This window comes from Lacrimispora sp. (assembly GCF_036758025.1).
In the GTDB taxonomy this organism is placed as follows: domain Bacteria; phylum Bacillota; class Clostridia; order Lachnospirales; family Lachnospiraceae; genus Lacrimispora.
Map to the genome: position 1 here is coordinate 92,927 of NZ_DAIOXM010000008.1, position 22,014 is coordinate 114,940.

General features: G+C 45.1%; 19 protein-coding genes. 1 reads left to right on the forward strand and 18 read right to left on the reverse strand.

The genetic code is table 11. The annotated features are described in order from the left end of the window. Positions 1-2 precede the first annotated feature (2 nt). From V7M78_RS09060 to V7M78_RS09075, 4 genes are read right to left on the reverse strand one after another with little or no spacing between them, the layout of a single operon-like run. The gene (locus V7M78_RS09060; RefSeq protein WP_333648637.1) at positions 3-1,070 is read right to left on the reverse strand and encodes a tripartite tricarboxylate transporter substrate binding protein; all 1,068 of its coding nucleotides are present in this window, start codon (positions 1,068-1,070) and stop codon (positions 3-5) included. 41 nt (positions 1,071-1,111) lie between these two features. Further along, on the reverse strand, positions 1,112-2,617 hold the full coding sequence (locus tag V7M78_RS09065) for a tripartite tricarboxylate transporter permease (RefSeq protein ID WP_333648639.1): 1,506 nt from the start codon (positions 2,615-2,617) through the stop codon (positions 1,112-1,114). 13 nt (positions 2,618-2,630) lie between these two features. Continuing rightward, positions 2,631-3,071, reverse strand: a complete 441-nt coding sequence (locus tag V7M78_RS09070; RefSeq protein ID WP_333648641.1) for a tripartite tricarboxylate transporter TctB family protein — start codon at positions 3,069-3,071, stop codon at positions 2,631-2,633. Positions 3,072-3,085: 14 nt separating this feature from the next. Continuing rightward, on the reverse strand, positions 3,086-3,763 hold the full coding sequence (locus tag V7M78_RS09075) for a DUF1868 domain-containing protein (RefSeq protein ID WP_333648643.1): 678 nt from the start codon (positions 3,761-3,763) through the stop codon (positions 3,086-3,088). A gap of 254 nt (positions 3,764-4,017) precedes the next feature. On the opposite strand from V7M78_RS09075, the gene V7M78_RS09080 reads away from it, so the two are divergent. After that, positions 4,018-6,195, forward strand: a complete 2,178-nt coding sequence (locus V7M78_RS09080) for an extracellular solute-binding protein (protein WP_333648645.1) — start codon at positions 4,018-4,020, stop codon at positions 6,193-6,195. A gap of 110 nt (positions 6,196-6,305) precedes the next feature. On the opposite strand, the gene V7M78_RS09085 is transcribed toward V7M78_RS09080, so the two are convergent. The 14 genes from V7M78_RS09085 to V7M78_RS09150 all read right to left on the reverse strand — a co-directional run. Further along, a complete protein-coding gene (locus tag V7M78_RS09085) occupies positions 6,306-7,829 on the reverse strand; it encodes a 4Fe-4S dicluster domain-containing protein (protein WP_333648647.1) in 1,524 nt (507 codons plus the stop codon). 389 nt (positions 7,830-8,218) lie between these two features. Then, positions 8,219-9,460, reverse strand: a complete 1,242-nt coding sequence (locus tag V7M78_RS09090; protein ID WP_333648649.1) for a 3-isopropylmalate dehydratase large subunit — start codon at positions 9,458-9,460, stop codon at positions 8,219-8,221. Positions 9,461-9,467: 7 nt separating this feature from the next. Beyond that, a complete protein-coding gene (locus V7M78_RS09095) occupies positions 9,468-9,959 on the reverse strand; it encodes a LeuD/DmdB family oxidoreductase small subunit (RefSeq protein WP_333648651.1) in 492 nt (163 codons plus the stop codon). Positions 9,960-9,973: 14 nt separating this feature from the next. Continuing rightward, complete coding sequence (locus tag V7M78_RS09100) at positions 9,974-11,218, reverse strand: 3-isopropylmalate dehydratase large subunit (RefSeq protein WP_333648653.1); 1,245 nt, start codon at positions 11,216-11,218, stop codon at positions 9,974-9,976. Between the two features lie 2 nt (positions 11,219-11,220). Next, entirely contained in the window at positions 11,221-11,712 is a 492-nt protein-coding gene (locus tag V7M78_RS09105) for a LeuD/DmdB family oxidoreductase small subunit (protein ID WP_333648655.1), read from the reverse strand. 184 nt (positions 11,713-11,896) lie between these two features. After that, a complete protein-coding gene (locus tag V7M78_RS09110) occupies positions 11,897-12,439 on the reverse strand; it encodes an FUSC family protein (protein WP_333648657.1) in 543 nt (180 codons plus the stop codon). 186 nt (positions 12,440-12,625) lie between these two features. Next, positions 12,626-13,816, reverse strand: coding sequence for an MFS transporter (locus V7M78_RS09115; RefSeq protein WP_333648659.1), 1,191 nt, complete (start codon positions 13,814-13,816; stop codon positions 12,626-12,628). Next, positions 13,813-14,817, reverse strand: a complete 1,005-nt coding sequence (locus tag V7M78_RS09120) for an ROK family protein (RefSeq protein WP_333648661.1) — start codon at positions 14,815-14,817, stop codon at positions 13,813-13,815. Before V7M78_RS09120 ends, V7M78_RS09115 begins: the two co-directional genes overlap by 4 nt. Before the next feature lie 32 nt (positions 14,818-14,849). After that, entirely contained in the window at positions 14,850-15,707 is an 858-nt protein-coding gene (locus V7M78_RS09125) for a PHP domain-containing protein (RefSeq protein ID WP_333648663.1), read from the reverse strand. Between the two features lie 582 nt (positions 15,708-16,289). Then, positions 16,290-18,671, reverse strand: coding sequence for a hypothetical protein (locus V7M78_RS09130; RefSeq protein ID WP_333648665.1), 2,382 nt, complete (start codon positions 18,669-18,671; stop codon positions 16,290-16,292). Between the two features lie 40 nt (positions 18,672-18,711). Further along, entirely contained in the window at positions 18,712-19,041 is a 330-nt protein-coding gene (locus V7M78_RS09135; protein WP_333648763.1) for a hypothetical protein, read from the reverse strand. Beyond that, the gene (locus V7M78_RS09140; protein ID WP_333648667.1) at positions 18,938-19,261 is read right to left on the reverse strand and encodes an ADP-ribosylglycohydrolase family protein; all 324 of its coding nucleotides are present in this window, start codon (positions 19,259-19,261) and stop codon (positions 18,938-18,940) included. The genes V7M78_RS09135 and V7M78_RS09140 overlap by 104 nt, the downstream gene beginning before the upstream one ends. Positions 19,262-19,287: 26 nt before the next feature. Next, positions 19,288-20,547 carry a DUF429 domain-containing protein gene (locus V7M78_RS09145; protein ID WP_333648669.1) on the reverse strand — a complete coding sequence of 420 codons (1,260 nt, stop codon included), beginning with the start codon at positions 20,545-20,547 and terminating at the stop codon, positions 19,288-19,290. Continuing rightward, on the reverse strand, positions 20,544-22,014 hold a 1,471-nt coding region (locus V7M78_RS09150), incomplete at its 5' end, for a helicase C-terminal domain-containing protein (protein ID WP_333648671.1). The genes V7M78_RS09145 and V7M78_RS09150, both read right to left, overlap by 4 nt.

The window sequence follows — 22,014 nt, forward strand, 5'->3', positions numbered from 1 at the left end:
AATCAGTTTGTCTGTTCCTTTACCTGATCCAAAATACCGGAATCCGTCACAACCTTTGTAAATGTTTCTCTCTGTTCCTTCAGGAAATTGCTGAAATCAGAAGCATTTAAATAATCCACATCCATACCAAAGTCACGCAGCTCTTTCTGGAAGTTTTCATCGTTGATGATCTTTCCCAAGCCTTCGTCAAGAACGTCTACATAAGCCTGATCTGTATTCTTGGCTGTTGCAATTCCCTGTGTTACCTTTTGATCTACCTTGTAGCCTTTGGAAATCAGAGTGGGAACCTCTGGCATGGTTTCAATAGAGGCATCGGTGCAGAGAGCCAGGATTTTCAGTTCTCCGCTCTGTCCGTAAGCAAGTACTTCAGATAAAGCCGCAACATCCACATCAATCTGTGAACCCATAACTGCTGTCAGGGCATCGGCGCCGCTGCCAAAGGGTACTGCTGTCATCTCAATTCCGGCTTCCAGACAGAACTGTTCTCCCGCCACATTGGTGATGGAACCGATGCCTGCGTGTCCGTACTGGACTCCTCCCGGATTGGCCTTGGCATAGTCAACCAGGTCTTCAATGGTATTAAAGGGTGAATTTCCAGGAACTGCAATAACAATAGGAATGGATACACACAGGGCCAGAGGCGTCAGCTCTTCAAGCCAGTCATAACCGCTGGTTCCGTAAATGGGCTGTAAATTTGCAGTGGTATTAAAGCTGGTAATATTATATCCGTCGTTTACATTTGCAGTTGTCACAAACTGGCTCAGGCCCACATTGCCGCCTCCCCCGCCGACATTTTCAATGACAATATCCTGACCTATATAATCCTTGGCATATTTGGCAATCAGGCGTGCCATCTGGTCTGAACTGCCTCCCGCCGTATAAGGAACCAGCCATTTGATCTCACTGGTTGGATAGCTGTTCTGCTGCTCCGTCTGCTTTGCTGAGGGCTCCTGGGAAGCCTGTTTTGTTCCGGATTTCTGGGGTGCTGTTTTTGTACCTCCTGCGCATCCGGTTAAGGATGATAAGGCCAGAACTGCTGCCATTGCCAATGCATAACTTCTCTTTAACATAGTGTTTCCTCCTGTAATATATGTTTTATTTATATAGTTTCTCAATCTTCTTTGCTGTTTAACAGCAGCTTCTTAACCGGTTTAAAAATGGTAACCGCCAAAAGCAAAAGCGCAGCCCACAAGATTGTTCCGGAAAGGGGTCTGGTCAGCATTTCCCAGATGCTTCCGTGGCAGATGATCATGCCTTGTATCAGACCTTTTTCAATGGTTGACCCCAGAACAATCCCCACTGCCAGAGGAGCCATAGAATAACCGTATTTCGAAATGAAATATGCAAATATGCCTAAAACCAAAAGTACCACCATATCGGTAATGCTGTTATTTGTTGCAAACGCCCCTGTAAATGTGACCACCATGACCACCGGCATTAAAATATTAGCCGGAGTCCGCAGCATGGAGGCCCATACTCCTACAAAGGGAAGGTTAATGATCACGAGAAAGATATTTCCGATATACATGCTGGCTACCAGTCCCCAGAACACATTGGGATGCTGGGTGATCAGAGTTGGACCCGGAGTGATTCCATGAACGATAAAACCGGTTAGCAGCATGGCTGCCGGAGGCGCAAAGGGAAGTCCCAGGGAAAGCAGGGGAACCATGGCTGCGCTGCTGGCGGCATTGTTTGAAGATTCAGGACCTGCCACACCTTCAATTGCACCGTGTCCGAATTCTTCCGGATGCTTGGACAGCTTTTTTTCCACTGAATAGGAACTGAAGCTGGCAAGGGTGCCTGCCGGTCCCGGCATCAGACCGATTAAAAAGCCTAAGAAAGTCCCTCTGAATATAGGCCCTACAGACCGTTTCATTTCCTGTTTCGTAGGGTAGAGCTCCCTGAGTTTCACACGGCCGATCTCCATCTTTTCCTGAGGCTCTACCAGGGTTCCGAACAAATCATTGATGCCGAACACTGCCATGGCTACCACTCCAAATTCAAAGCCCCGCATCAGGCTGGGAATGCCGAATGTCATCCGGGTAATTCCTGCAATGCTGTCCACGCCCACCGTACTGAGCATCAGGCCCACCAGCACCATAAAGAAGCTTTTTACCGCATTCTTTCCGGTTAAATTAGTCAGAAGCACCAGCCCCAGAATCGATATGGCAAAATATTCCGGCGGACCGAACCGAAGCGCTGCCCGGGACAGAACCGGAGCACAAAACGTCAGGCCGATAAGTCCAATGGTTCCTGCAATAAAGGAACCGATTGCCGCAATGGACAAAGCCGCTCCTGCCCTGCCCTTTTTTGCCATCTGGTTGCCGTCAAGGCAGGTAATCACCGATGCCGCCTCACCGGGAAGGTTCACCAGAATAGAAGTGGTAGAACCGCCGTACATGGCACCGTAGTAAATACCGGCAAACATAATTGTAGCCGGAACCGCATCCATACCGTAGCTGAGAGGTAGAAGCAATGCCATGGCACCTGTTACACCAATTCCCGGAAGCACTCCCGTAAGGGTGCCTACCATAACCCCTGCAATACAGGCCAGAATATTCTGGAGGCTGAAACTTACGGCAAATCCCTGAAATAACGCCTGAAATGTATCTAACATAGTTCTCCTCCTCTCAGAATAAGATTCCTGACGGCAGCGGCACCGACAAAAAGACTTTAAATATCAGATAGAAACAACCGGAGGTAATGATAGATACCGCCGCCGGAACCTTCCAGCCTTTCACTCTTCCGATTTTCATGACGATAAACAGAAGAATAACGGTGCTCAAAAGATACCCCGCTGATTTAAAAACCAGGATATAGGCGGCCATCACCCCGATCAGTCCCGCCAGACGCCTGCCGTCACAGTTCAGCTTTACATTTCCGGCATCTCCTTTTCCCCTCAGAGACTGGATAAACAGGTATGCAGAAACCGCCACCGCACAATATCCGATCAGCTGGGGCAGAAAACCGGTCTTTGGAGCAGTGGGTCTGCCGAAGGAATACTGCCTGGCATTTACGGTATAAAACAGGCTGAGCATCAGCAAAAATCCGTTGACAATTTTTTCTCCCATGGTATGTACCTCCTTTATGTTCTGGGAAACCTTTGCGGGTGAAACTGCATCATATCATTATAATAAGCCAGATAAGGACGGGATAAATAAAAACAGTCCTGCCCTTTCAGACAGCTATTGATACTTTCCTCAATCCGGTGAAGCTCCTGCTGATATTCTGCACCGGGTAACTTCAGCAGATAGGCCAGTGTAATGTGATACACATATTCATTATGCCCCGGCAGCTGAAAGCCCAGGCTGTGTGCCACCTGGCTGCGGTAGTCCTTAAGAATCTGCTCCTGCTCCGTATCAGCCGGCTTCACGCATACTCTTACATCGTCTTCATTGATCTGAAGTCTGACAAATTTCATCCGGATGCCTTCCGGAACCGAAACCGGCCCTGCCGCTGCCTCAAAATAATCATCGACCTGATCCATAGGCGTGTCCAGCGGCAATTTGGGAGGCCAGAATCCCGGCTTTCTCACCTGATCATTCATGCCCCGGATAATGGTCACATGATAACTGTCCTCCGGCAGAAAAATAAAACAGTCACTAAAATCCGTCTGTCTCAGACGGCTGCTGGTCTGATCCAAAACAGCATAAGCCGGATTGCCCTTTCTGACATCAGCGATAACCGTATTTCCCGGGTACTTCAGAGGAGCCCCATTCAAATCAAATTTTACTCCAATCTGCAATCCATATTCTGCTTCCATAAGTCTCTCCCCTTTTTATTTGTACTATTTGCACACATATTCCACATCTTTGTTTTACTTTTCATGCACTTAGTATATAATATATTTTAGAACGTGTCAATATTTTAGTTATTATATTTTATATTATTTTGAAACGTGTTAAAATACTGGTCATTTCCCCATTCCACCAGTATTTCCTTGCAATTTCCAGCAATATTTCCTATAATATTAACCAGGTTAACTGCCTGTCAGAGGCACGGAAAGGATTATCATATATGCCTACGATTAAAGACATTGCAAAAGCTGCCGGGGTCTCCCACAGCACAGTATCAAACGTATTGAATAAAAAATCCGGCGTCAGCAGCGAAAAGATCCGTCTGGTGCAGGAAACGGCACGTGCTATGGGCTATCGCATAGACGAACAGGCCAGTCTGCTGCGCAAAGGAGTTACCCGGACCGTCGCAGTGATTCTTCCGGATATCCGCAGCAACAGCTTTTGTGATTTATATGTCGGTATTTTAAAAAGCCTGGAAAACCGCAGCTACTCGGCCCGGCTGTATCTGACCGACAACATGCCTTACCGGGAAAAACAGGCCGTTGACAGCGCAATCGCCGCCAAGGCCTGTGCAATTCTGGCTGTCACCAGCCTGGAATATGCATCTTCCTATTACCGGATTCCCAGTTTGGAGCAGACACCGATTTTATTTCTGGACCGCAATCCCGATTCCTCCTCTTTGGCCCATTATTCATTTAACTACGAAGAAGCCGGACGAATCATTGCAGAACATGCCAGAAAACAGGGCTGTACCAATCCCTGTGTCGTGACGGGAAATCAATACTATTCACCGAACAAAGATTTTCTGAGTGGAATCAGGCAGATTTACCCGGATTTAAAAGCAAAAGATATATTAGAAATGAAATATGGAGAATATTCTACAGACGCCTATCTCCCGTTTAAGGAAGGGGCTGTATTTGACAGTTTTCTGGTTCAGGGAGCCGAATTTGCAGATCAGCTCTATAGTGCCTGCCACACGGTGGGCAGGGAGCCGGAACCTGCGTTTTATACCTTAACCTCACTGCGGGCCATACTGGATTACCGGTACCATAATCTTCCGCTGAACTATTCCAATATGGGGGCTGAGGCAGCCAATGCCCTGCTTGATTCCGTGGAGAAAAAAGCGGAACTGACCTCGCGGGAGTTTTATTCCTCCCAGTTTTATCCGAAGCACAGCGAAAGCAAAAAATCAACCTCTGCGCCACTGCGCCTGCTGACTCTGGCTTCTCCTACCTCCACGGCATTGGAATGTCTGATTCCTGAATTTACCCGCCATACCGGAATACCGGTGGAGGTGGAAACCCACCCGCTGAGCACTTTTTATGACAACATCCATACCAATCAAGCTTTAAACTGCGATATTATCCGCCTGGATGTCTCCAGCTTTGATTATCTGGCCCCAAGTATTCTGGAGCCGCTGAATAACCTGGATTCTGACGTTACCCGGCAGCTGGAACGGTTTATCCCCGGACTGACTGATAATTACGGCTATGTGAACGGAACTCTGTACGCCCTGCCCTTTGACATCAGCATCCAGATGCTCTTTTACAGAAAAGATCTGTTCGAAGATTCCATGCAGATGCGCAGTTACTTTGAACAGACCAAACACTCACTGAAAGTACCGGAAACATTTGAAGAATATAACGAGACCGCCCGGTTCTTCACCCGGAAATACAGGCCGGATTCACCGACAGCTTACGGTTCCAGCATCGCCCTGGGTACAGCGTCTTCCACTGCCAGCGAATATCTGGTGAGGCTTCTGGGAATGGGCGGCCATAAGCTGGACGAGCGGGGCCTTTTATATCTCTCTACCCAGAAGGCAAAAAAGGCATTGAAGAGCTATCTGGAAACCGCCGAATATGCAGATCCCGCTGTCATCCATAGCTGGAATGCAGTGACTGAAAACTTCATCCATGGTGAAACCGCTATGGCTATTCTGTTTAGCAACTACGCTTCCGGCATTATCCGGACTCAGAATGCTCTCTCTTCCAATCAAGTGGGCTTTGCCCCTGTTCCCGGTGCCCGTCCCCTCCACGGCGGAGGCACTTTAGGAATTTACTCCGGTTCGTCCCGCAAAGACGATGCTTACCGGTTTATCCAGTGGGCCACCAGCGATGAAATAGCAGCCCGCCTGATGATCATGGGAGGTATCTCCCCCTGCCGTTCCGGTTACGAGCATGTGGAAGTACTGAATACCTATCCCTGGCTCCAGGATTTTGAAAAAAACCTACAGATGGGCAGCAGAAAAAGTATTTATACCAACCAGGGAATCCGGCTGGATATGAGAAAATTTGAAGTTTCACTGGGTCAGCTGGTAATCGATGCAGCCGGTAAAAAGCGGCCGGTTAATGAAACACTCTGGAGGGCGCAACAGCTGATTGAAGAAATGGCACCTTAGACAGTTCCTTTCCTTGTATGTCATGCAAATAAAAGACGGCGGTTCAAAATGAACCGCCGTTTGGCATGAAATTTCGTTTTATATCTCCTAAAAGGCTCAGCCTCTTCCAATTAATTAACTAACTTATCTAATTCCTTTACATGCTCTGTTTCATCAGCCACCTTATGAGTCGCTTTTAAAGCATATTGGTTAACAACTGCCTGTGACTTCTTAATAGGCTGCATGGTTCCTGCTCCAGCAACACATCCTCCCGGACACGCCATTCCTTCCAGCAGATAGCCAGGATACTTTCCGGCAACTGCCTTTTTTAACAAGTCTCTGCATTCTCTTAAGCCTTCTGCATTAGCGATCTTGACTTCTCTGTCCGGATACTGTTTTTTAATGACGGACTCTACCGCTTTTGCAACACCGCCTGCCACTGCAAAGTTCCGGCCGTCTGTGGAAGCATCATTGACGCCGTTCATATCTTCTTCAATAGTCTCTAAATCCAGATCCTTTGCAGCAAAAATCCCTGACATTTCTTCAAATGTGAGCACAAAATCCACCTCACTTCTGACAGACTTCCGCATTGCCTCTAACTTCTTAGCTGCACACGGGCCTATAAATACAACCTTGACATTTTCATGATAACGTTTAATAAGGCGGGCAGTTAACGCCATTGGTGTCAATGCCATGGAAATACATTTCTCATGTTCCGGAAACATATTTTTTGCCATCATTGACCAGGCCGGACAACAGGAAGTTGCCATAAACGGAAGGTGTTCCGGTACTTCTGCAAGAAAGTCATTTGCCTCCTGGTTGGCACAGAGATCTGCTCCGATTGCAACTTCAAATACATCAGCAAATCCCAGTTCTTTCATAGCCGCCCTGAGCTTGCCCGGAGTAACCTTGGGACCGAATTGTCCAACAAAGGCAGGTGCTACTGCTGCATATACTTTCTCTCCGGATTGAATGGACCGGATGACCTGAAAAATCTGTGACTTATCCGCGATTGCACCAAATGGGCAATTGACAAGGCACTGACCGCAGGAAACACATTTATCATAATCAATATCAGCTTTTCCATTTTCATCACTGCCGATTGCGTCTACACCGCATGCAACCATGCATGGACGCTTTTGAATAATAATTGCATTATAAGCACATACGTCCGCACATCTGCCGCATTTAATACAGGCATCCTGATCAATATGTGCCCTGCCATTAAAATGATCTAAGCTGACACAAGACTTGGGACAGACTTCCACACAAGGATGTGCCAGACACCCCTGACATCCATCAGTAACAAATACTCTCTTCTCATCACATGCGTTGCAGGCAAACTTAATCACATTAATAAGAGGAGGAGTATAGTAAGTCTCAGGCTTATCTGCTTCTTCTATTCCTTCCGCCAGCGGAGCGTGAATAGCCGCACTGCGGTAAGGAAGTCCCAGGGCAAGACGGAGACGTTCTCCAACAATTGCTCTTTCCCAGAATACATTATTTCTAAAAGTCCCTACTTCTCCCGGTATGATTTTATATGGAAGTTCTTCAATTCTCTTATCAATAGAACCCTCCAACTCATATGCCAGACTTGCAACCTCTGTAAAAATCTTATGACGTATTTCCTGTATTCTTGTTTCGACTCCTCGCATTTTTTAATCCCTCCACATTTGTAGAATCAATAAATTGACCTGTAACTTGATACATTGACCTTACTCTATTTTGCTGTGTGCAACAGCTTCCGTCATTGACTTGCACCATTCACCGCATTTCCTGATGCAAACCTTCATTTTTGTCATATGTCCTTTCATAAATACATTCCTAAACCAGATTGGGGTATCCGTTTATTAAATCAAATTATAACATTGGAACATATGCTCGTCAATTATTTACCCGCCCTTTGCATGCATTCCTTTACATACATAAAATCATTTAACTTTTAAATAAACCATACATTTCACAAGAATCCGCTTAAATATAAAAATACTGTGAAGGTGTTTTTAAACCCTCCACAGTATTTTTATAATGAACCAATTCTATTTTACAACGCAATCTTCCCCGCCACTGCACACTTGGCAGCACTTACCGGTGAAGCAAGGTATATCTCAACCTTAGATGTTCCCATTCTTCCAAGGAAATTCCTGTTATTGGTGGCAACCACTCGCTCTCCGTCGCTTAATATACCTCCGGTTCTGCCGCAGCACAGCCCGCATCCCGGATGGGTGATAATAGCCCCTGCTTCCGACAACACAGACAAGGTTCCATTTTCCAAAGCCTGCTGGTATATTTTCCTGCTGGCCGGAGTGACAATCAGTTTCACGTATTCCGCCACCTTATGTCCTTTTAAAACCTCTGCCGCAGCCATTAAATCCTCTAATCGCCCATTGGTGCAGGAACCAATAAACACCTGATCAATGGAAATATCCTTTAATTCTGAAACAGGCTTGATGAGATCAACCGATGACGGACATGCCATAACCGGAACAAAATCCGCTGCGTCATAAGTGATCACTTTCTTATATTCTGCATCCTCATCCCCGTAAATAGACCTCTGGAATTCATCCAGCTCAATCTGGCAGTATTCCTCTGTTTTTTCATCAGGTGTAAACACCGCACATTTTGCACCTGCTTCCACCGCCATGTTAGCCATAGCCATACGGCTGGCTACAGACATCCGGGAAATGGTATCCCCTGTAAACTCCAGCGCGCAGTAAGAAGCACCGTCAGCGCCGATATCTCCAATCAAAGTAAGTATAATATCCTTGGACATAACGCCTTCCGGCAATGTTCCGTTAATCTCAACCTTAATGGTTTCCGGAATCTTTACCCACATATTTCCGGTGCCTAAAATGCTGGCCATCTCCGTATATCCGATTCCGGAAGAAAATGCCCCGATGCAACCATAAGTTGTGGTATGGCTGTCAGTACCAAATACCACATCACCGGGCTTCACATAAAAGGCTTCTGTCATCAACTGATGGCAGATTCCGTCGCTTCTATGGACATTCTTCATACCGTACTTTGCCGCAAACTGATCTCCGATTTTAAAATGGCGAACATCGTCCAACTGGCTTGCAGGAACCAGGTGATCGTAAATCAGTACCACCTTATCCGGGTCCCATAGCTTTTCAAATCCCATTTCTTCAAATTTATTGGCTACAAACGGAATAAAGATATCATGAATCATGACCCGGTCTACAGAAACGGTAACAATGTCACCGGCTTTCACCGACTCTTTCTTTACATTATGTTTTATGATCTTTTCAATTGCTGTTAATCCCATATTTCCCCTACTCCAGTCCATTTTTCTTTCTCATAGCCTTTACAAGGCCGCCTGCCTCTATAATTTCCAACAAATTATCGGGTAAAGCTGTAATGGGGTACGAATTTCCTTTGTATTCGATCTTTTCATTTTTATAAACAGTGAGCTGATCTCCCTCTTTTACATCGTCATAAAGGTCAGACTGTTCAATCAGCAAAAGTCCGTTGTTGATGGAATTGCGGTAAAATATTCTTGCAAAAGACTTTGCAATAACGCAGGAAACTCCCAGAGCTTTGATGATTTCAGGAGCCTGCTCCCTGGAGGAGCCGCAGCCAAAGTTTTTACCGGCCACAATCACATCTCCCGGCTGTATTTCTGCTGCCAGGTCTGTCCGCAATGGTGAAAATGCATATTTTTTCATTTCTTCAATGGTTTTTAATGCCAGATATTCCGTAGGAATAATAATATCCGTATCAATATCATTTCCTAAAGTCCAGATTTTTCCTTTTATTGCATCCATACTTGCCCTCTCATTTACCTGTTTTCTGTAATGTATCCCGCAATGGCGGAGGCAGTTACCGTAGCCGCAGACCCCAGATAAACTTTGGAACTTGGGTGCCCGGCTCTGCCTTTAAAGTTCCTGGTTCCGGTACTGATCAACACTTCATTTTCTCCGATAACTCCCTGACAGCTTCCCCAGCATACGCTGCAGTTACTGTTCATCACAATGGCACCAGCCTCCATAAATGTCTGGATCAGCCCTTCATCCATGGCCTGCTGATACACTTCATTGCTGGCGGGAACAACTAAAAATCTGACATGGTCTGCCACCTTTTTGCCCTTGATAATCTGAGCACCAACCCGTAAATCATCAATCCGTCCGTTATTACAGGAGCCCAGGAATGCTTCATCAATTTTCACGCCCTTTGCCTCATCCACAACCACAACATCGTCGACGAAATCAGGCCTTGCAACCACCGGCTTTATCTTTGATAAATCAAAGATATATTCCTTCACATAATTGGCATCTTCATCACTGAAAAACAGTTTTTTTGCTTCCCTTCCCCGGTCTTTTAAGTAAGCAAGGGCAACCTCATCCGGCTCAAATATAGCAGTTTTTGCTCCTGCTTCCACCGCAAGATTACAAAGTACCATACGCTCATTGATATTTAAAGACTTTGCACCTTCGCCGGTAAATTCCATAACCTGATAATTACATCCATTAGCGCCTACTTCACCGATAATGGCAAGCATCAAATCTCTGGCATAAACGCCCTCAGGCAGAGAACCAACCAGATTGAATTTAATGGTTTCCGGAACCAGCACCCATGAGGTACCTGTTACCATACCATATAAAAAGTCTGTACAGCCCACACCGGTTCCAAAAGCACCCAAAGCGCCGTAAGTACAGGTATGGCTGTCCGCACCGAAAATCAACTCGCCTGGATTCACATAGTTTTCCATCATGATCTGATGGCAGACACCCTTTCCTTCCCAGAAATCGATTTTGTGCTGCTTTGCAAAATCCCTCATCTTCTTTTGGGAAGCGGCTGTTTTCGGGCTGTCAGCCGGCACATTGTGGTCCACAATAAAAACCAGCTTGTTCACATCCGCAATCCTGGGATTCTTCAATTTATTATGATACATATCTATGGTCAGATGGGTGGTTCCATCATTACTCATCATCCGGTCAAGCTTCACGGTATGGATATCTCCGGGCTTTACAAATGAAACTCCTGCTGCCTCTGCAATGATCTTTTCTGCAACTGTCATTCCCATAATTAGTTCTCCTCCTTTTCCTCTTCGTTCAGAAATGAAATCAAACCGCCTTTATTTAAAATATTCTGCATATATTCAGGCAATTTTGTGCAGGAGTATTCCTGATCTCCCACCACGGCCACACCATCACTTAATTTCAGTTCCATGAGATCACCAGTGGAGACATGGTCCGGCAGTTCCTTACAGACAATGGCCGGAAGTCCGATGTTAATGGCATTTCTATAAAAAATACGGGCAAATGACTTTGCAATCACTGCTTTTACTCCCAAGGCCTTTAACACGGCAGGAGCCTGTTCCCTGGAGGAGCCGCAGCCAAAGTTTTCACTTCCTACAACATAATCACCAGGGCGGACCTTTTCTGCAAAGTCTGCATCAAGTGATTCAAAAGCATGGATTTTCATTTCATCAATGCTGGGCAATAACAAATACTGTGAACCAATAATCTGGTCTGTATCTAAATCATTCTGAAATTTATAGATTTTACCTTGACTCATCTTTACCTCTCCTCAATTCATGGTTATATGCCACATTTTATCACATCCGCTGGTATAACAATAATACAAATAAAGAATCTTTCGTATAACTTGAAATTATATTGCTATAAAGGGGTTTGCAGTATGGGGGAAAATCAAAAAGGCTTCCATCCACTAAATAAAAGCCCTTTCAAAAATATAAATCTTATTCCATTTTTTCCACCGCAACTTCTCTTTTAAGCCATTTGTCAACTCTTTCCCTTGTGAAAAATGCGTTGACTGCTATGGCAAAGATAACACCAATAGCAGTATCAAGCATTCTGTGCAAAGCATAGTCAATATGATCTGCCGGAGTATTGAACAGGATTATACAAAGCACCACTCCTCCGGGCTGAACCGCACCGGGCCACTTAAAGATAACTGATAAGCATACCAAGAGGATCACCCCGAAAAAGATAAGTACAACTCTCAGATAATAATCTCCCTTGGGAAAGATCCTGTGTTCTATCCAAAATATACCTATTCCCAAAAGGCCGCCGATAATTGTTCCCACCAGCCTGTTTCCGCCGCTTTTTTTAGAATCTTCAATTCCGTTTCCCATTCCGAATATAACTCCAATACAGGCAAAGGTAGGATTTCCCCTGAATGGAAGGTACATAAGGGCAAGTATTGCCGTCGCTAAAGCAGTTTTTAAACTCCTTTGCCCAAGGCCTGGTATCACTGCATGAATCGGTTTATGACTGTTCATATAACAAAAATCCCCTGTTTATTTTATTTTTTTAATACGCTCTGTTCATCTATGTACTTCACAATCTAATCCGATTCATTATAGCAAATAAAAGAGAAAAAATATAGTATTGAATTTAAAAATGAAAACAGACCGTTCATCTTCAAAAACTTGAAAAAAACGGTCTGTCGGGCTTCTGCCTCTGCCTTACAATTCCTGAGCAGCAAAACCTTTTTTTGCACTCATAGTAAGACGTGCCGTACAGGCAAACATTGCTATGCCGCTGAACAAAAGCAGATAAGGCATCAAAGAAAACGAAACGTGTGCAAAAATCTGGCCGAACAACGGAGGCATCAATGTAGTACCGCAATAAGCAAAGGCCATTTGCAGCCCCATGGCTGCCTGTGCATTTTCCTTCTTGAAATAAATAGGTGTTTGATGAAGCATACACGGAAAAATAGGCGCGAGACCCAGCCCCACAACAATAAATCCTATCATCGTAAACGAAGCAGGCAGAGGCAGAAGCATAATAACCAGCCCTGCGATTAAAAGAATACTGCCAATGCGAATGAGAGCTTCATTGCTCAGTTTCATGGAAATGAAACCGCTCAGTGCGCGCCCAGCCGTAATACCCAGGAAAAACAGCGATACCCAGCCCGCCGCACTCTCCGGCCTGATATCCTTTATGTTTACCAAATAACTGGCTCCCCAAAGCATCATGGAGTTTTCAACCGATGTGTACAGGAAAAAGGTCAGCATAGCAAAAATAGCACCCTTTGCCTGCAGAGGAGCGAACACCCCCTGGGTTTTATTCTTTGCCTGTTTCTCAACTTCCTGGGCCTCTAAACCTGGATTTTCAAACTTACGCCACATGGGAAGGGAAAATAACAACAATGCAACTAAAATAAACTGGATGACAGATATGCTTTTATATCCGCTTCGCCAGCTAAAGCTGGACTGAGTTAAAGCTGATATCAAAATCGGCCCCAGCATAGCTCCGATTCCCCATGAACAATGCAGCCAGTTCATGTGTTTTGCTTCGTAATGTTCCGCAACGAATTCATTTAACCCTGAATCCACCGCCCCTGCGCCAATTCCCAAGGGTATGGCACATGCCATCAGCCATAGAAAAGAGGGAGATAACGAAAAGCCCAACAGCGCAATGGCTGTAAAGGTAACACTGACAACAGTCACCTTACCTGTGCCGAACCGCCGGATTACCCGGTGCGAAAAAAGGCTGGAAATAATTGTGCCTGTGGATATAATAATAGAAATAAACCCCGCATTTCCCACCGGAACCCCATAGTCCCCGTACATCAAAGGCCATGAGGAACCAAGCAAGGAGTCGGGAAGCCCTAAACTAATAAATGCCAAATAAATCAATGCTAAAAAAATCATATAAAATCTCCTTTTAACCCGGACTGATAAACGGATACTGCCTGCGAAATCAATCCGGTGATAATGTCAAAATCCAAATCATTCTGATAAATAATCGTGGGAAAAATATTGCGCAAATCTTCCGTAGGAATCCCCTCCATAATCGTTTCCTTTACCGATTCCGTAAAGAAATCCCCGTATAAGACTACATGCTTGGGGTTGATGATACCGCAGAAAATACTTATGAGCCTGGATATGGCATATCCTATTTCCCGGGGCTTTTCATAGTCCATAGAAAGCCAGTCAATGCCAATGGGTGACAGGGATATTTCCCCTGCGAATCCACAAGCCCCTTTTAAAACCTTACCGTCAATGATGATACCTGCACCGGGGCCGAAATACCTGGGAAAATAAATTCCTACAATGGCAGAATCGGTTTCTACATTTTTCCCATATCCAGATACCGCCGCATTGACATCGTTTTCAATTATGACTGGTAAATGGTATTTCTCCTGAAAATGCTTTGTAAAAGAAACTCCCCGCAGATTGGCATAATCATTGGTTATAATGACTCCGTCCCGTTCTACACCAGGCAGGGAAAAAGATAAAATTCTGATAGACGGATAAGTATGCAAAGCAGAGTCAATCATATGTTCAAAACTCGCAAGCTGGATATCATCAAAACATTGTTCCGCCTGCCATACCAACTCGCCGTATAAATTTCCTACACAGGCACGAATCATATGTTTTCCTTCTCGTGTCCGTGCCGACAGCGCAAGCACGTGAGCATGTTCTGCATTGAATGTATAAAATTGGGACGGCCTTCCGCCGGTGGCAGAAAGCATTTCTCCAAGCAGCACCTCTCCGCTGTTCACAAAATCAGTTAATATGTTTCCTACAGTTGCATAGCTAAGTCCTGTTAATTGAGCCAGGTCCTTCACTGTGGAGGTCCTGCAGGAACATAGCTTCCAAAGAACAGTCTGCGCATTGCTTTGCTTCATGTCCAGCATGTTAATACCCATAAAATCACCTGCCTTAAAATTTAAGTAATATCCTATAAGCCGCAATGGCCCAGCTTAACCATTGGTTTCGTTTTTCCGTGAAAGTCACTTCCGCATGTAACAAATAAATCAAATTGTCTGGCTTTTTCTGAAAACCACTTGGCCGTTTCAGCGGAATGATAGCTGCTGTAAGCCTCGATTCCATCAAAGCCTAACGGAATTAATTGATCTATCATATCAAAATTTCCTTTTAGATTGATCCCCGGATGGGCCAAAACAGCTTTACCGCCGTTTCTATGTATTATATTAATGACATCCCTCATATCAGGAAATGTCATTGGAACGTAACAGGGCTTTCCCTGTGAGCAGTAGTCCCAATAGAAATTCACATAAGGGTTATCGCTTCGATTACCGCCCTCTCTGTAGGGCTGCAAAAGATCCTTTTGATTATATTTATCATTTTTCAGCAGGGCTTCGGCAAAAACCTCTCCTGTCCAATGTTCACTCCAGTATGCCCCGGCAGTTATCGCGTTAAGCTCCGCAGCAGTGAGGTCAAAGCCCATTTGATTAATCAGCCGGAACCGTTCTTTTGAAGAATAAACGCACTGTTTTCTTACATTTTGTTCAATAGCCTCAAAGTCAGGGCTTTCAAGATCAATATCATAACCTAAGACGTGAAAATTGACATTTTCAAAGGTACAGTCAATTTCTATGGCCGGGTAATAATAGATACGGGTATTATTTGCTTTTTCAATTGCGCTTTTCACTTTGACTGCTTCCTTAGCCCCTTTTACACAATTATGATCTGATATAGCCATTGTGGTAAGACCTGCATCAATACACATTTGAATGAGGTCAGAGGGCGTGTACTCGCCATCTTCGCTGTAGCAGGAATGCATATGAAAATCCATAAATAGTTCCTCCTCTCAAAAGGTTGCCGGATACCTGCTTAATAAGGTTATCCGCTATTTTATTACTTATTATAACAGTTATAATAAGTAATAAAATAAATATATATTAAAATTACGGCAAAGTCAACCGGTTTCATGATTTAAACCAAAAGAAAACATATGCTTTGCCAGGAAGCAAATCATTTACATAATAGCTGTTATAAGACTTGCTGCAAAAAAAGAAGTCCATAGGAAAAAATACGAGTAGTCATAAAGACAACTTGTGAACCGAGGTTCAAGGCAAACTGAATACAAAAAAAGCAATCGCATGGGAGAAAATCCTTTGCGGTTGCTTTTTTATACTGCTATACTTGTAGTTCAGCCAACTCTTTATCTACCAACGGTTGAAATACTGCCAATTTCTTTGTGACGCTTAGCGGTATAATTTTTATTTCTCACGAGTTTCCTTCGATCCTCGAAGTGCCAGCCACTTCATCGGAGCATTTCAAAAGATCGGCAAGGATATCTTTGTTTTTTAGCTCCCATCTCAATCTTCATCAGACAAACCTCTCTTTCAATCTCACAAGGATTCAGTAGCTCAATTTATTCTTGGGACAATCCAACTTCAAATGAGCTCATGAATTTGCTTAAGCTTTTCCTTGCGATTTTCATAGCCTCAGCGGACTCTTCGGCTTTCTTTATCCTGTTCTTTAGGTCTTTCTTTTCTTTGCCACTTGCCACATCTGCTTGAAGTTTCAATTCGACCACACCTTTTTCGATATCCATAATGTTCTGCACATACTGCTCATATACACTGTTTGAATACACGGTATCATGTTCGTCATTGAGAAATATTTCTCTGACTGAAACGAGGAGTTTTGCAGACTGTAAAATGGTGTTTTGCTTTCCAAGCAAGCCGACGGCACCGACAGCACCACCGATACCGGCACCGACACCGAATCCCAAAACCGCACCGCCACCGACAACAGCTATCGTACCGCCAGCCATTCCGGCACCACCGATAGCAATCGCACCGCCGCCAAGATAGGCAAGACAAGCGCTTGTTAAGGCGGCTCCGCTAAGTCCCACAAAATTCGAACCTACCAACGCAACGGCAATCGTTGGAGCGAATGCCCCTGCTGTTGCAATAGCGGCAATCGCTATCACCGCCGTAATGGATAACGAAGTAATTACTGTTTTGAGAACCTCATTCAGTTCTCGCAGCACTTTGTCATAGCACTTCCGAAGCCTCTTGATGTAGCCTTTCGAATAATAACTTCTAGAGAAAAACGAATCAAGGTAGTCGTCACCGATGCCTTTTTTATAGCCGTTAATGATGTTCTGCAAATCTTTAAATTTTTTGCTCGGTATGTCATTGCCTTTTTTGTCTTTTTCAAGCTCCAAAGGATAATAAGGTTCGAAAAGCATTGTTTCAAGAAGTACCAGTCGGAACCATGTGTTCTGCGGCTCATTTTTCTCAACTTTCCGGATCAGCTCTTGCTCCGTATACCAGTGAAGTTCAGCATCCTCAATTTGCAAGAAGCCTGAAAAACCCTTTGAGATGTATCCTTTCCACTCATAAAGCCAGTCCTGTTTTAGACGCTTTACGCCTTCATTGTTAACAAGTAATTTGGCGGACTGTATGTCGTTTAGAGTTTTGTGGTATTCGAGATTGTATAGAATCTCTGTTTGCTCAACGGTTAAGCCAAGTTTATCTATATTCATATCGGCACCCATTCTTTTATAAATGTTTTCATCGGATTGCGCATATGTAAACCGTTTGATGTCCTCATACATTTGCTTTATTTTCTGGACATTTCTGGCCTTCAAATACCAAGTAACATCCTCGCCGATAGCAACGGCGAACCGTCCAATGCCAACGTAGTTGATAGACACCCAGTATTTTTGAGTAATAATTGCTTCACTGACATCGACGGTAGTAAATACGCCTGTTGAAATCGTAAGCATTCTGCTTATGGTAGGATTCTTCAGCGGCTTAACTTTGCTCCATTCAATCTGTTTTAAGCCTGCGACAGAGCGAATATCGTTTTCGCGTATTTCCATTGCAAGGCGGCGAATGAAATAGAAACTTCTCACGATGCATTCATTTGCGACAACAGGAATCGCCTGTCGGCCAAGTTCGATTCCAATGCCGAGTTCACCCCGCAAATCAAACTTCAACACAGTATCTTTGATAATCGTGCCGGATTCGTCATGCTTTGCAAGCAAAGTGCCGTTAAAGAGTTTTGATAAAAAAACGGATAGTGAATTATTGCCGACATTTATGTTCTTAAAAAAAGGAAGCGCGGACAGTTCCTTTGCCAAAGCAAGTAGGGGCCCGGGTATTCCGGTGCCGCCGCTCTTGCCAACAGAACTGCTTGAACCGGCCACATCGCTTACAAGGTGAAAGAACCAAGTGATTGTTCCAAAGAGTATTTTTGATGGGACATCCTCGCCGATGAACTGTCTGCTCACTTCTGTAACATCTGCAATTTTAAATACTCCGTTGACGTCAGTGCCGTATGACCTATAAGTAAACTGCGTAAGGAGCGAAAATATCAGTCCTACAATAGTAGGGTGATGCGCAAAATCACGGAGATGATGCTGCAAGCCGCCACCAAAGCCCGGCGTGTTGCCATCGCTTGGTATCGGAAATTTCTTTTCAAGAAATTCTACGGCTGACTTTACGTCATCGTCTTTGCAACCCAATAGTTTCGCCGTTTTTGTGACAAGGCTATCTATTTCATCGCTCGCAATGCCACGACCTCGCTCGAAACTGAAATCGCCAACCCAAAGAATGTCGAGCAAACTGCACAGCACTCCGCTGCCGATAGCAATCAGGTAGTCGAGTTTATCCGCTTGGCTCGACAAGAACTCTATTTTATTATTCAAATCAAAGAGTATCCTGTCCAAGTCATACGCAACAGATTTTTCAAAATTGTCATAGGACATGATTTCGATTTGAAGATCAGTAGTACCAATCATGGCATTTCACCCCGTTCCTCGATAGTTTTTATGATGCGGCTTACCGCTGCGCCAAAAAGCCCTCATACTTTGGCTCGTACTTATAATGGAGAGTCGCCTCAATCAGCTCCAATGTGAAAATCCCTAAATCAGCATCTAACAGGATGTCGATTCTTCTGCAATTCTTTTTTATCCAATTGCCGAATAAATCAGCCACATCAAGCTTCCTGATATACTTTGTAAGCACCTTGAACTTTTCATCGTCCACAGGGACAAACGCCATCCATTCAGCATAAATCGTGCAAAGCTCCTTGTCTAAATAGGCGAGGGGTTTTCCTTTCATGTCGGCGGGAACGCCGTAGTAAGCCGCGGCAAGCCAAATAAATCGCAATCGTCACTGCGTTTGCGCCTTTGATTCCCTCGTCGTGGTTGTGGATTACGGCGGTCACGGTTTCTGAGAGAGCTTCCGCCTCCAGCTCCGTAGTGGCGGTAAATCCCGCAGGACTGTCCCGCATGGCTGCGCCGTTGCCGAACAGTTCAAAATTTTTGCTTATGTGATTATTAAACTCAAACCGCGACCCTACAATGTTGCCGATGATTGCTCCAATCATTTTTATCCCACCATTCAAACCAATATCTACTCTACTTTTGAGCCAACAATCTGCATTTTTAAACCCTTGCTGTCTGTTGGGGGCAGATCAGGCAATGTAAAGAATCCATATGCCATCCCCAATTCTCCGATGACAGCAAGACAAAGCGCGTCAAGAATATCGTCGAGACGATTTTTAACGGCAGAATCGCCGGATACTTTGGTCAGAAGGGTGTCAAGGTGGGTGATGTGCGGACGCAGCAAAGAGATTCGGGCGCTTACCCCGGCTTGTTTCTTTTTGCTCTCCACGACAGGGGCGCCGACATTGAGTAGGGCAAACCCATATTCAGGGTGGCTTTCTACAAGTCTGTTTTTCCAATCGGGATTGCTCTGTAAAAACGCATCCACTTCCTTGATTTTTTCGCAAATGGCAAAGGACTGTTTGCTGAGCCCTTTTCCCATCACATCCTTGTTTATGGCGTTAGCGCCTTCGTAGTTGGAGGCATATACAGCCTGTCTGCAAGGGGTATTAAAGACGCTTGATGCTTTACCTTTTAGATTGTTCCTCAACACATTGTCAGGACGAATATCCGTATCGCTTTCCGGCAACCCAATCGGAATGTCGATTAGAATACTATCGGTATCGGAATACTCCGCACACAGTTCATGGATTGTGCGATACAACTGAATGCTGACTGCATCAGCCTTCATACACGCTGCAAGCCAACCGCCCTTGGTTCCATCAACCCCAACGCATTTGTGCGTTTTGCCCTCGCCGGTCAACGAGTTAAACAGCCAAAGAAACTGATTTTCCACATCCCGAAATGGACGTTCCGAAAAATCTGGCTTGCTATGTATGATAGGCTTTGGCTCATAAACCAGTTCATCCATCAGCACAAAAAACTCATGCCACAGCATCGTATCATCAATTTGCTTTACAACAGCGTGTTCCGCATCCGTTGGAGAAAGTCCATATACCTGACGAATCGTGCCTTGCAGTTTGTTTTCAATTTCAAGGTATGACGGCAGGTGCTTTTTGACTGGGCGCGTTATGTCAGATAGATAGGCCTCGCTTGCGTCATGCAAAAGGCAAGCAAGCTGTACCTTTCTGGCACATCCCATTGCTCGCGCTTCAAGGGCGCAGTTAATGGAGTGCTGGGCAACGGAATAAAATCGCTTAAAATGGCCGTTTGCCCGTGTCATCAAAGACAGGGCATGGGCTATGTCGACAATGCGTATGTCCTCCGGTTTTGGGTCAAGCGGCGAGAAGGATAGCTTCGTATAGGTGGTAATGTAATCACCCTTCATATCAGCGCCTCCACTTTCTCTCCGCAAGCTTGTCCGTTTCTGAAATACGGACTGAGGTTTATGAACAGTTTGTCGAGGGTCTCGTCATCCAGCTCCGCGGCGTGAATCGCGTCAAGGAGTTCCTCTTGGCGTGGCTGCCCCAATGTAAGACGGTAAAGAGTAAGAACCTTTACCAGACGTTCGTATATAAGGCGATCCTTGCTGAGCGGATACATCGGTACGATGCGTTCAATCTTCACAGTGTTACTGCCGTCGTCAGGCAAACACCAAAAGGGGACTAAGTCGGAAAGGTCTTGCTTTTCTGCTTCCCTGGCCGCATGAAACATCTCGTCCCAGACGTCGGTGTGGAACGCTATGCTTCCATACTTCTTCGCAATGCTTTGACGGATCGCAAGGCACAGATAGCGGTTGATGCGCCCCTCGCGCTGCTCCAGATCAACAGGATTTGAGGGCAAGTTCCAATGACATATTTTCCGGCAGTACAGGTGAAAGTCCAAGCCCTCCTGCCCGATTGATGTAGTTGCAAGAACAAAGGGCCTGAACGGTGAATTGAAAGCTAAGCGTATGCTTTCCGTCCGCTGGACATTTTTATCATCCAACCGAGCGTTAAAATAGCCTACGGCAAAATGGTTTCTCATCCTCGGCTTTGCCGATTGGCTGGAAAACGATTCGTAGGTATCCACCTGAACAGATGCTGTGCCGAGAAACGAGCCTTGCATAGATTCTAATAGGTCATCACTCTTCTCGCCCAAGACATACGCCCACTCATCAAGGACAGCCTGCAAATTTCCCTCCGCACAGTAACGAAGGACATCCTCATAATAAAAATCATCGTTCTTTCCGTAGAGAACATCCACAATGTCCATCGACTCGGTTTTGTTGAAAAGCGATACAAAGTTCTCCGCTAAGGTATCGGCCTGCTCATCGTTTTTAAACAGCCGATAGGCGCATACAGCAGGCGAAGCAATGGCTATGTTGGTAAAAATAGCCTCCGCATTATAGGGGAGGACGGACGGCATTTCTCCCTCAAAACCATCAAACAGGTGGTACATAACGTTGAAATAGTCTTTTGCGCTGCCGCGCCCCTCAGAAAGCCCATACTTGGTTTTGATCTGCCCAAGCAGTGCGTGTACTTTTTTAGCGACATCCTTTTGAACGGAATCAAGGCCGCGCCCAAGATATTCAAGAGGGTCATAAAGCTCACTCAGCTTCTTGCAGGGATACGAAACAACCTTTTCCGCATAGTCCCTTAGACGCACAACAACAGCACGGCGCTTGCGCTTACTATCAGCTTCGAGGCTGTCGGCAGCGAAGTAACGTTTGGTCTTATTTCCTTTGTTCTCATTGATTTTTACACAGTTCAGCCGTTCCGCCTCATAAGAAAGCATACTGGCAATCATACGGGGGACCATCTCCCAGCTTGAAAACACAAGCACCTTTGAGAGAGGACTGCCGCCCCGAAACATC

What these genes read in the sequence shown, in the direction of transcription:
- V7M78_RS09145 (WP_333648669.1), bottom strand. Translation starts at nt 20,547, where the DNA reads ATGAAGGGTGATTACATTACCACCTATACGAAGCTATCCTTCTCGCCG.
- V7M78_RS09100 (WP_333648653.1), bottom strand. Translation starts at nt 11,218, where the DNA reads ATGGGAATGACAGTTGCAGAAAAGATCATTGCAGAGGCAGCAGGAGTT.
- V7M78_RS09115 (WP_333648659.1), bottom strand. Translation starts at nt 13,816, where the DNA reads ATGATTTTTTTAGCATTGATTTATTTGGCATTTATTAGTTTAGGGCTT.
- V7M78_RS09075 (WP_333648643.1), bottom strand. Translation starts at nt 3,763, where the DNA reads ATGGAAGCAGAATATGGATTGCAGATTGGAGTAAAATTTGATTTGAAT.
- V7M78_RS09125 (WP_333648663.1), bottom strand. Translation starts at nt 15,707, where the DNA reads ATGGATTTTCATATGCATTCCTGCTACAGCGAAGATGGCGAGTACACG.
- V7M78_RS09105 (WP_333648655.1), bottom strand. Translation starts at nt 11,712, where the DNA reads ATGAGTCAAGGTAAAATCTATAAATTTCAGAATGATTTAGATACAGAC.
- V7M78_RS09095 (WP_333648651.1), bottom strand. Translation starts at nt 9,959, where the DNA reads ATGGATGCAATAAAAGGAAAAATCTGGACTTTAGGAAATGATATTGAT.
- V7M78_RS09110 (WP_333648657.1), bottom strand. Translation starts at nt 12,439, where the DNA reads ATGAACAGTCATAAACCGATTCATGCAGTGATACCAGGCCTTGGGCAA.
- V7M78_RS09065 (WP_333648639.1), bottom strand. Translation starts at nt 2,617, where the DNA reads ATGTTAGATACATTTCAGGCGTTATTTCAGGGATTTGCCGTAAGTTTC.
- V7M78_RS09090 (WP_333648649.1), bottom strand. Translation starts at nt 9,460, where the DNA reads ATGGGATTAACAGCAATTGAAAAGATCATAAAACATAATGTAAAGAAA.
- V7M78_RS09080 (WP_333648645.1), top strand. Translation starts at nt 4,018, where the DNA reads ATGCCTACGATTAAAGACATTGCAAAAGCTGCCGGGGTCTCCCACAGC.
- V7M78_RS09120 (WP_333648661.1), bottom strand. Translation starts at nt 14,817, where the DNA reads ATGGGTATTAACATGCTGGACATGAAGCAAAGCAATGCGCAGACTGTT.
- V7M78_RS09085 (WP_333648647.1), bottom strand. Translation starts at nt 7,829, where the DNA reads ATGCGAGGAGTCGAAACAAGAATACAGGAAATACGTCATAAGATTTTT.
- V7M78_RS09130 (WP_333648665.1), bottom strand. Translation starts at nt 18,671, where the DNA reads ATGATTGGTACTACTGATCTTCAAATCGAAATCATGTCCTATGACAAT.
- V7M78_RS09140 (WP_333648667.1), bottom strand. Translation starts at nt 19,261, where the DNA reads ATGATTGGAGCAATCATCGGCAACATTGTAGGGTCGCGGTTTGAGTTT.
- V7M78_RS09060 (WP_333648637.1), bottom strand. Translation starts at nt 1,070, where the DNA reads ATGTTAAAGAGAAGTTATGCATTGGCAATGGCAGCAGTTCTGGCCTTA.
- V7M78_RS09070 (WP_333648641.1), bottom strand. Translation starts at nt 3,071, where the DNA reads ATGGGAGAAAAAATTGTCAACGGATTTTTGCTGATGCTCAGCCTGTTT.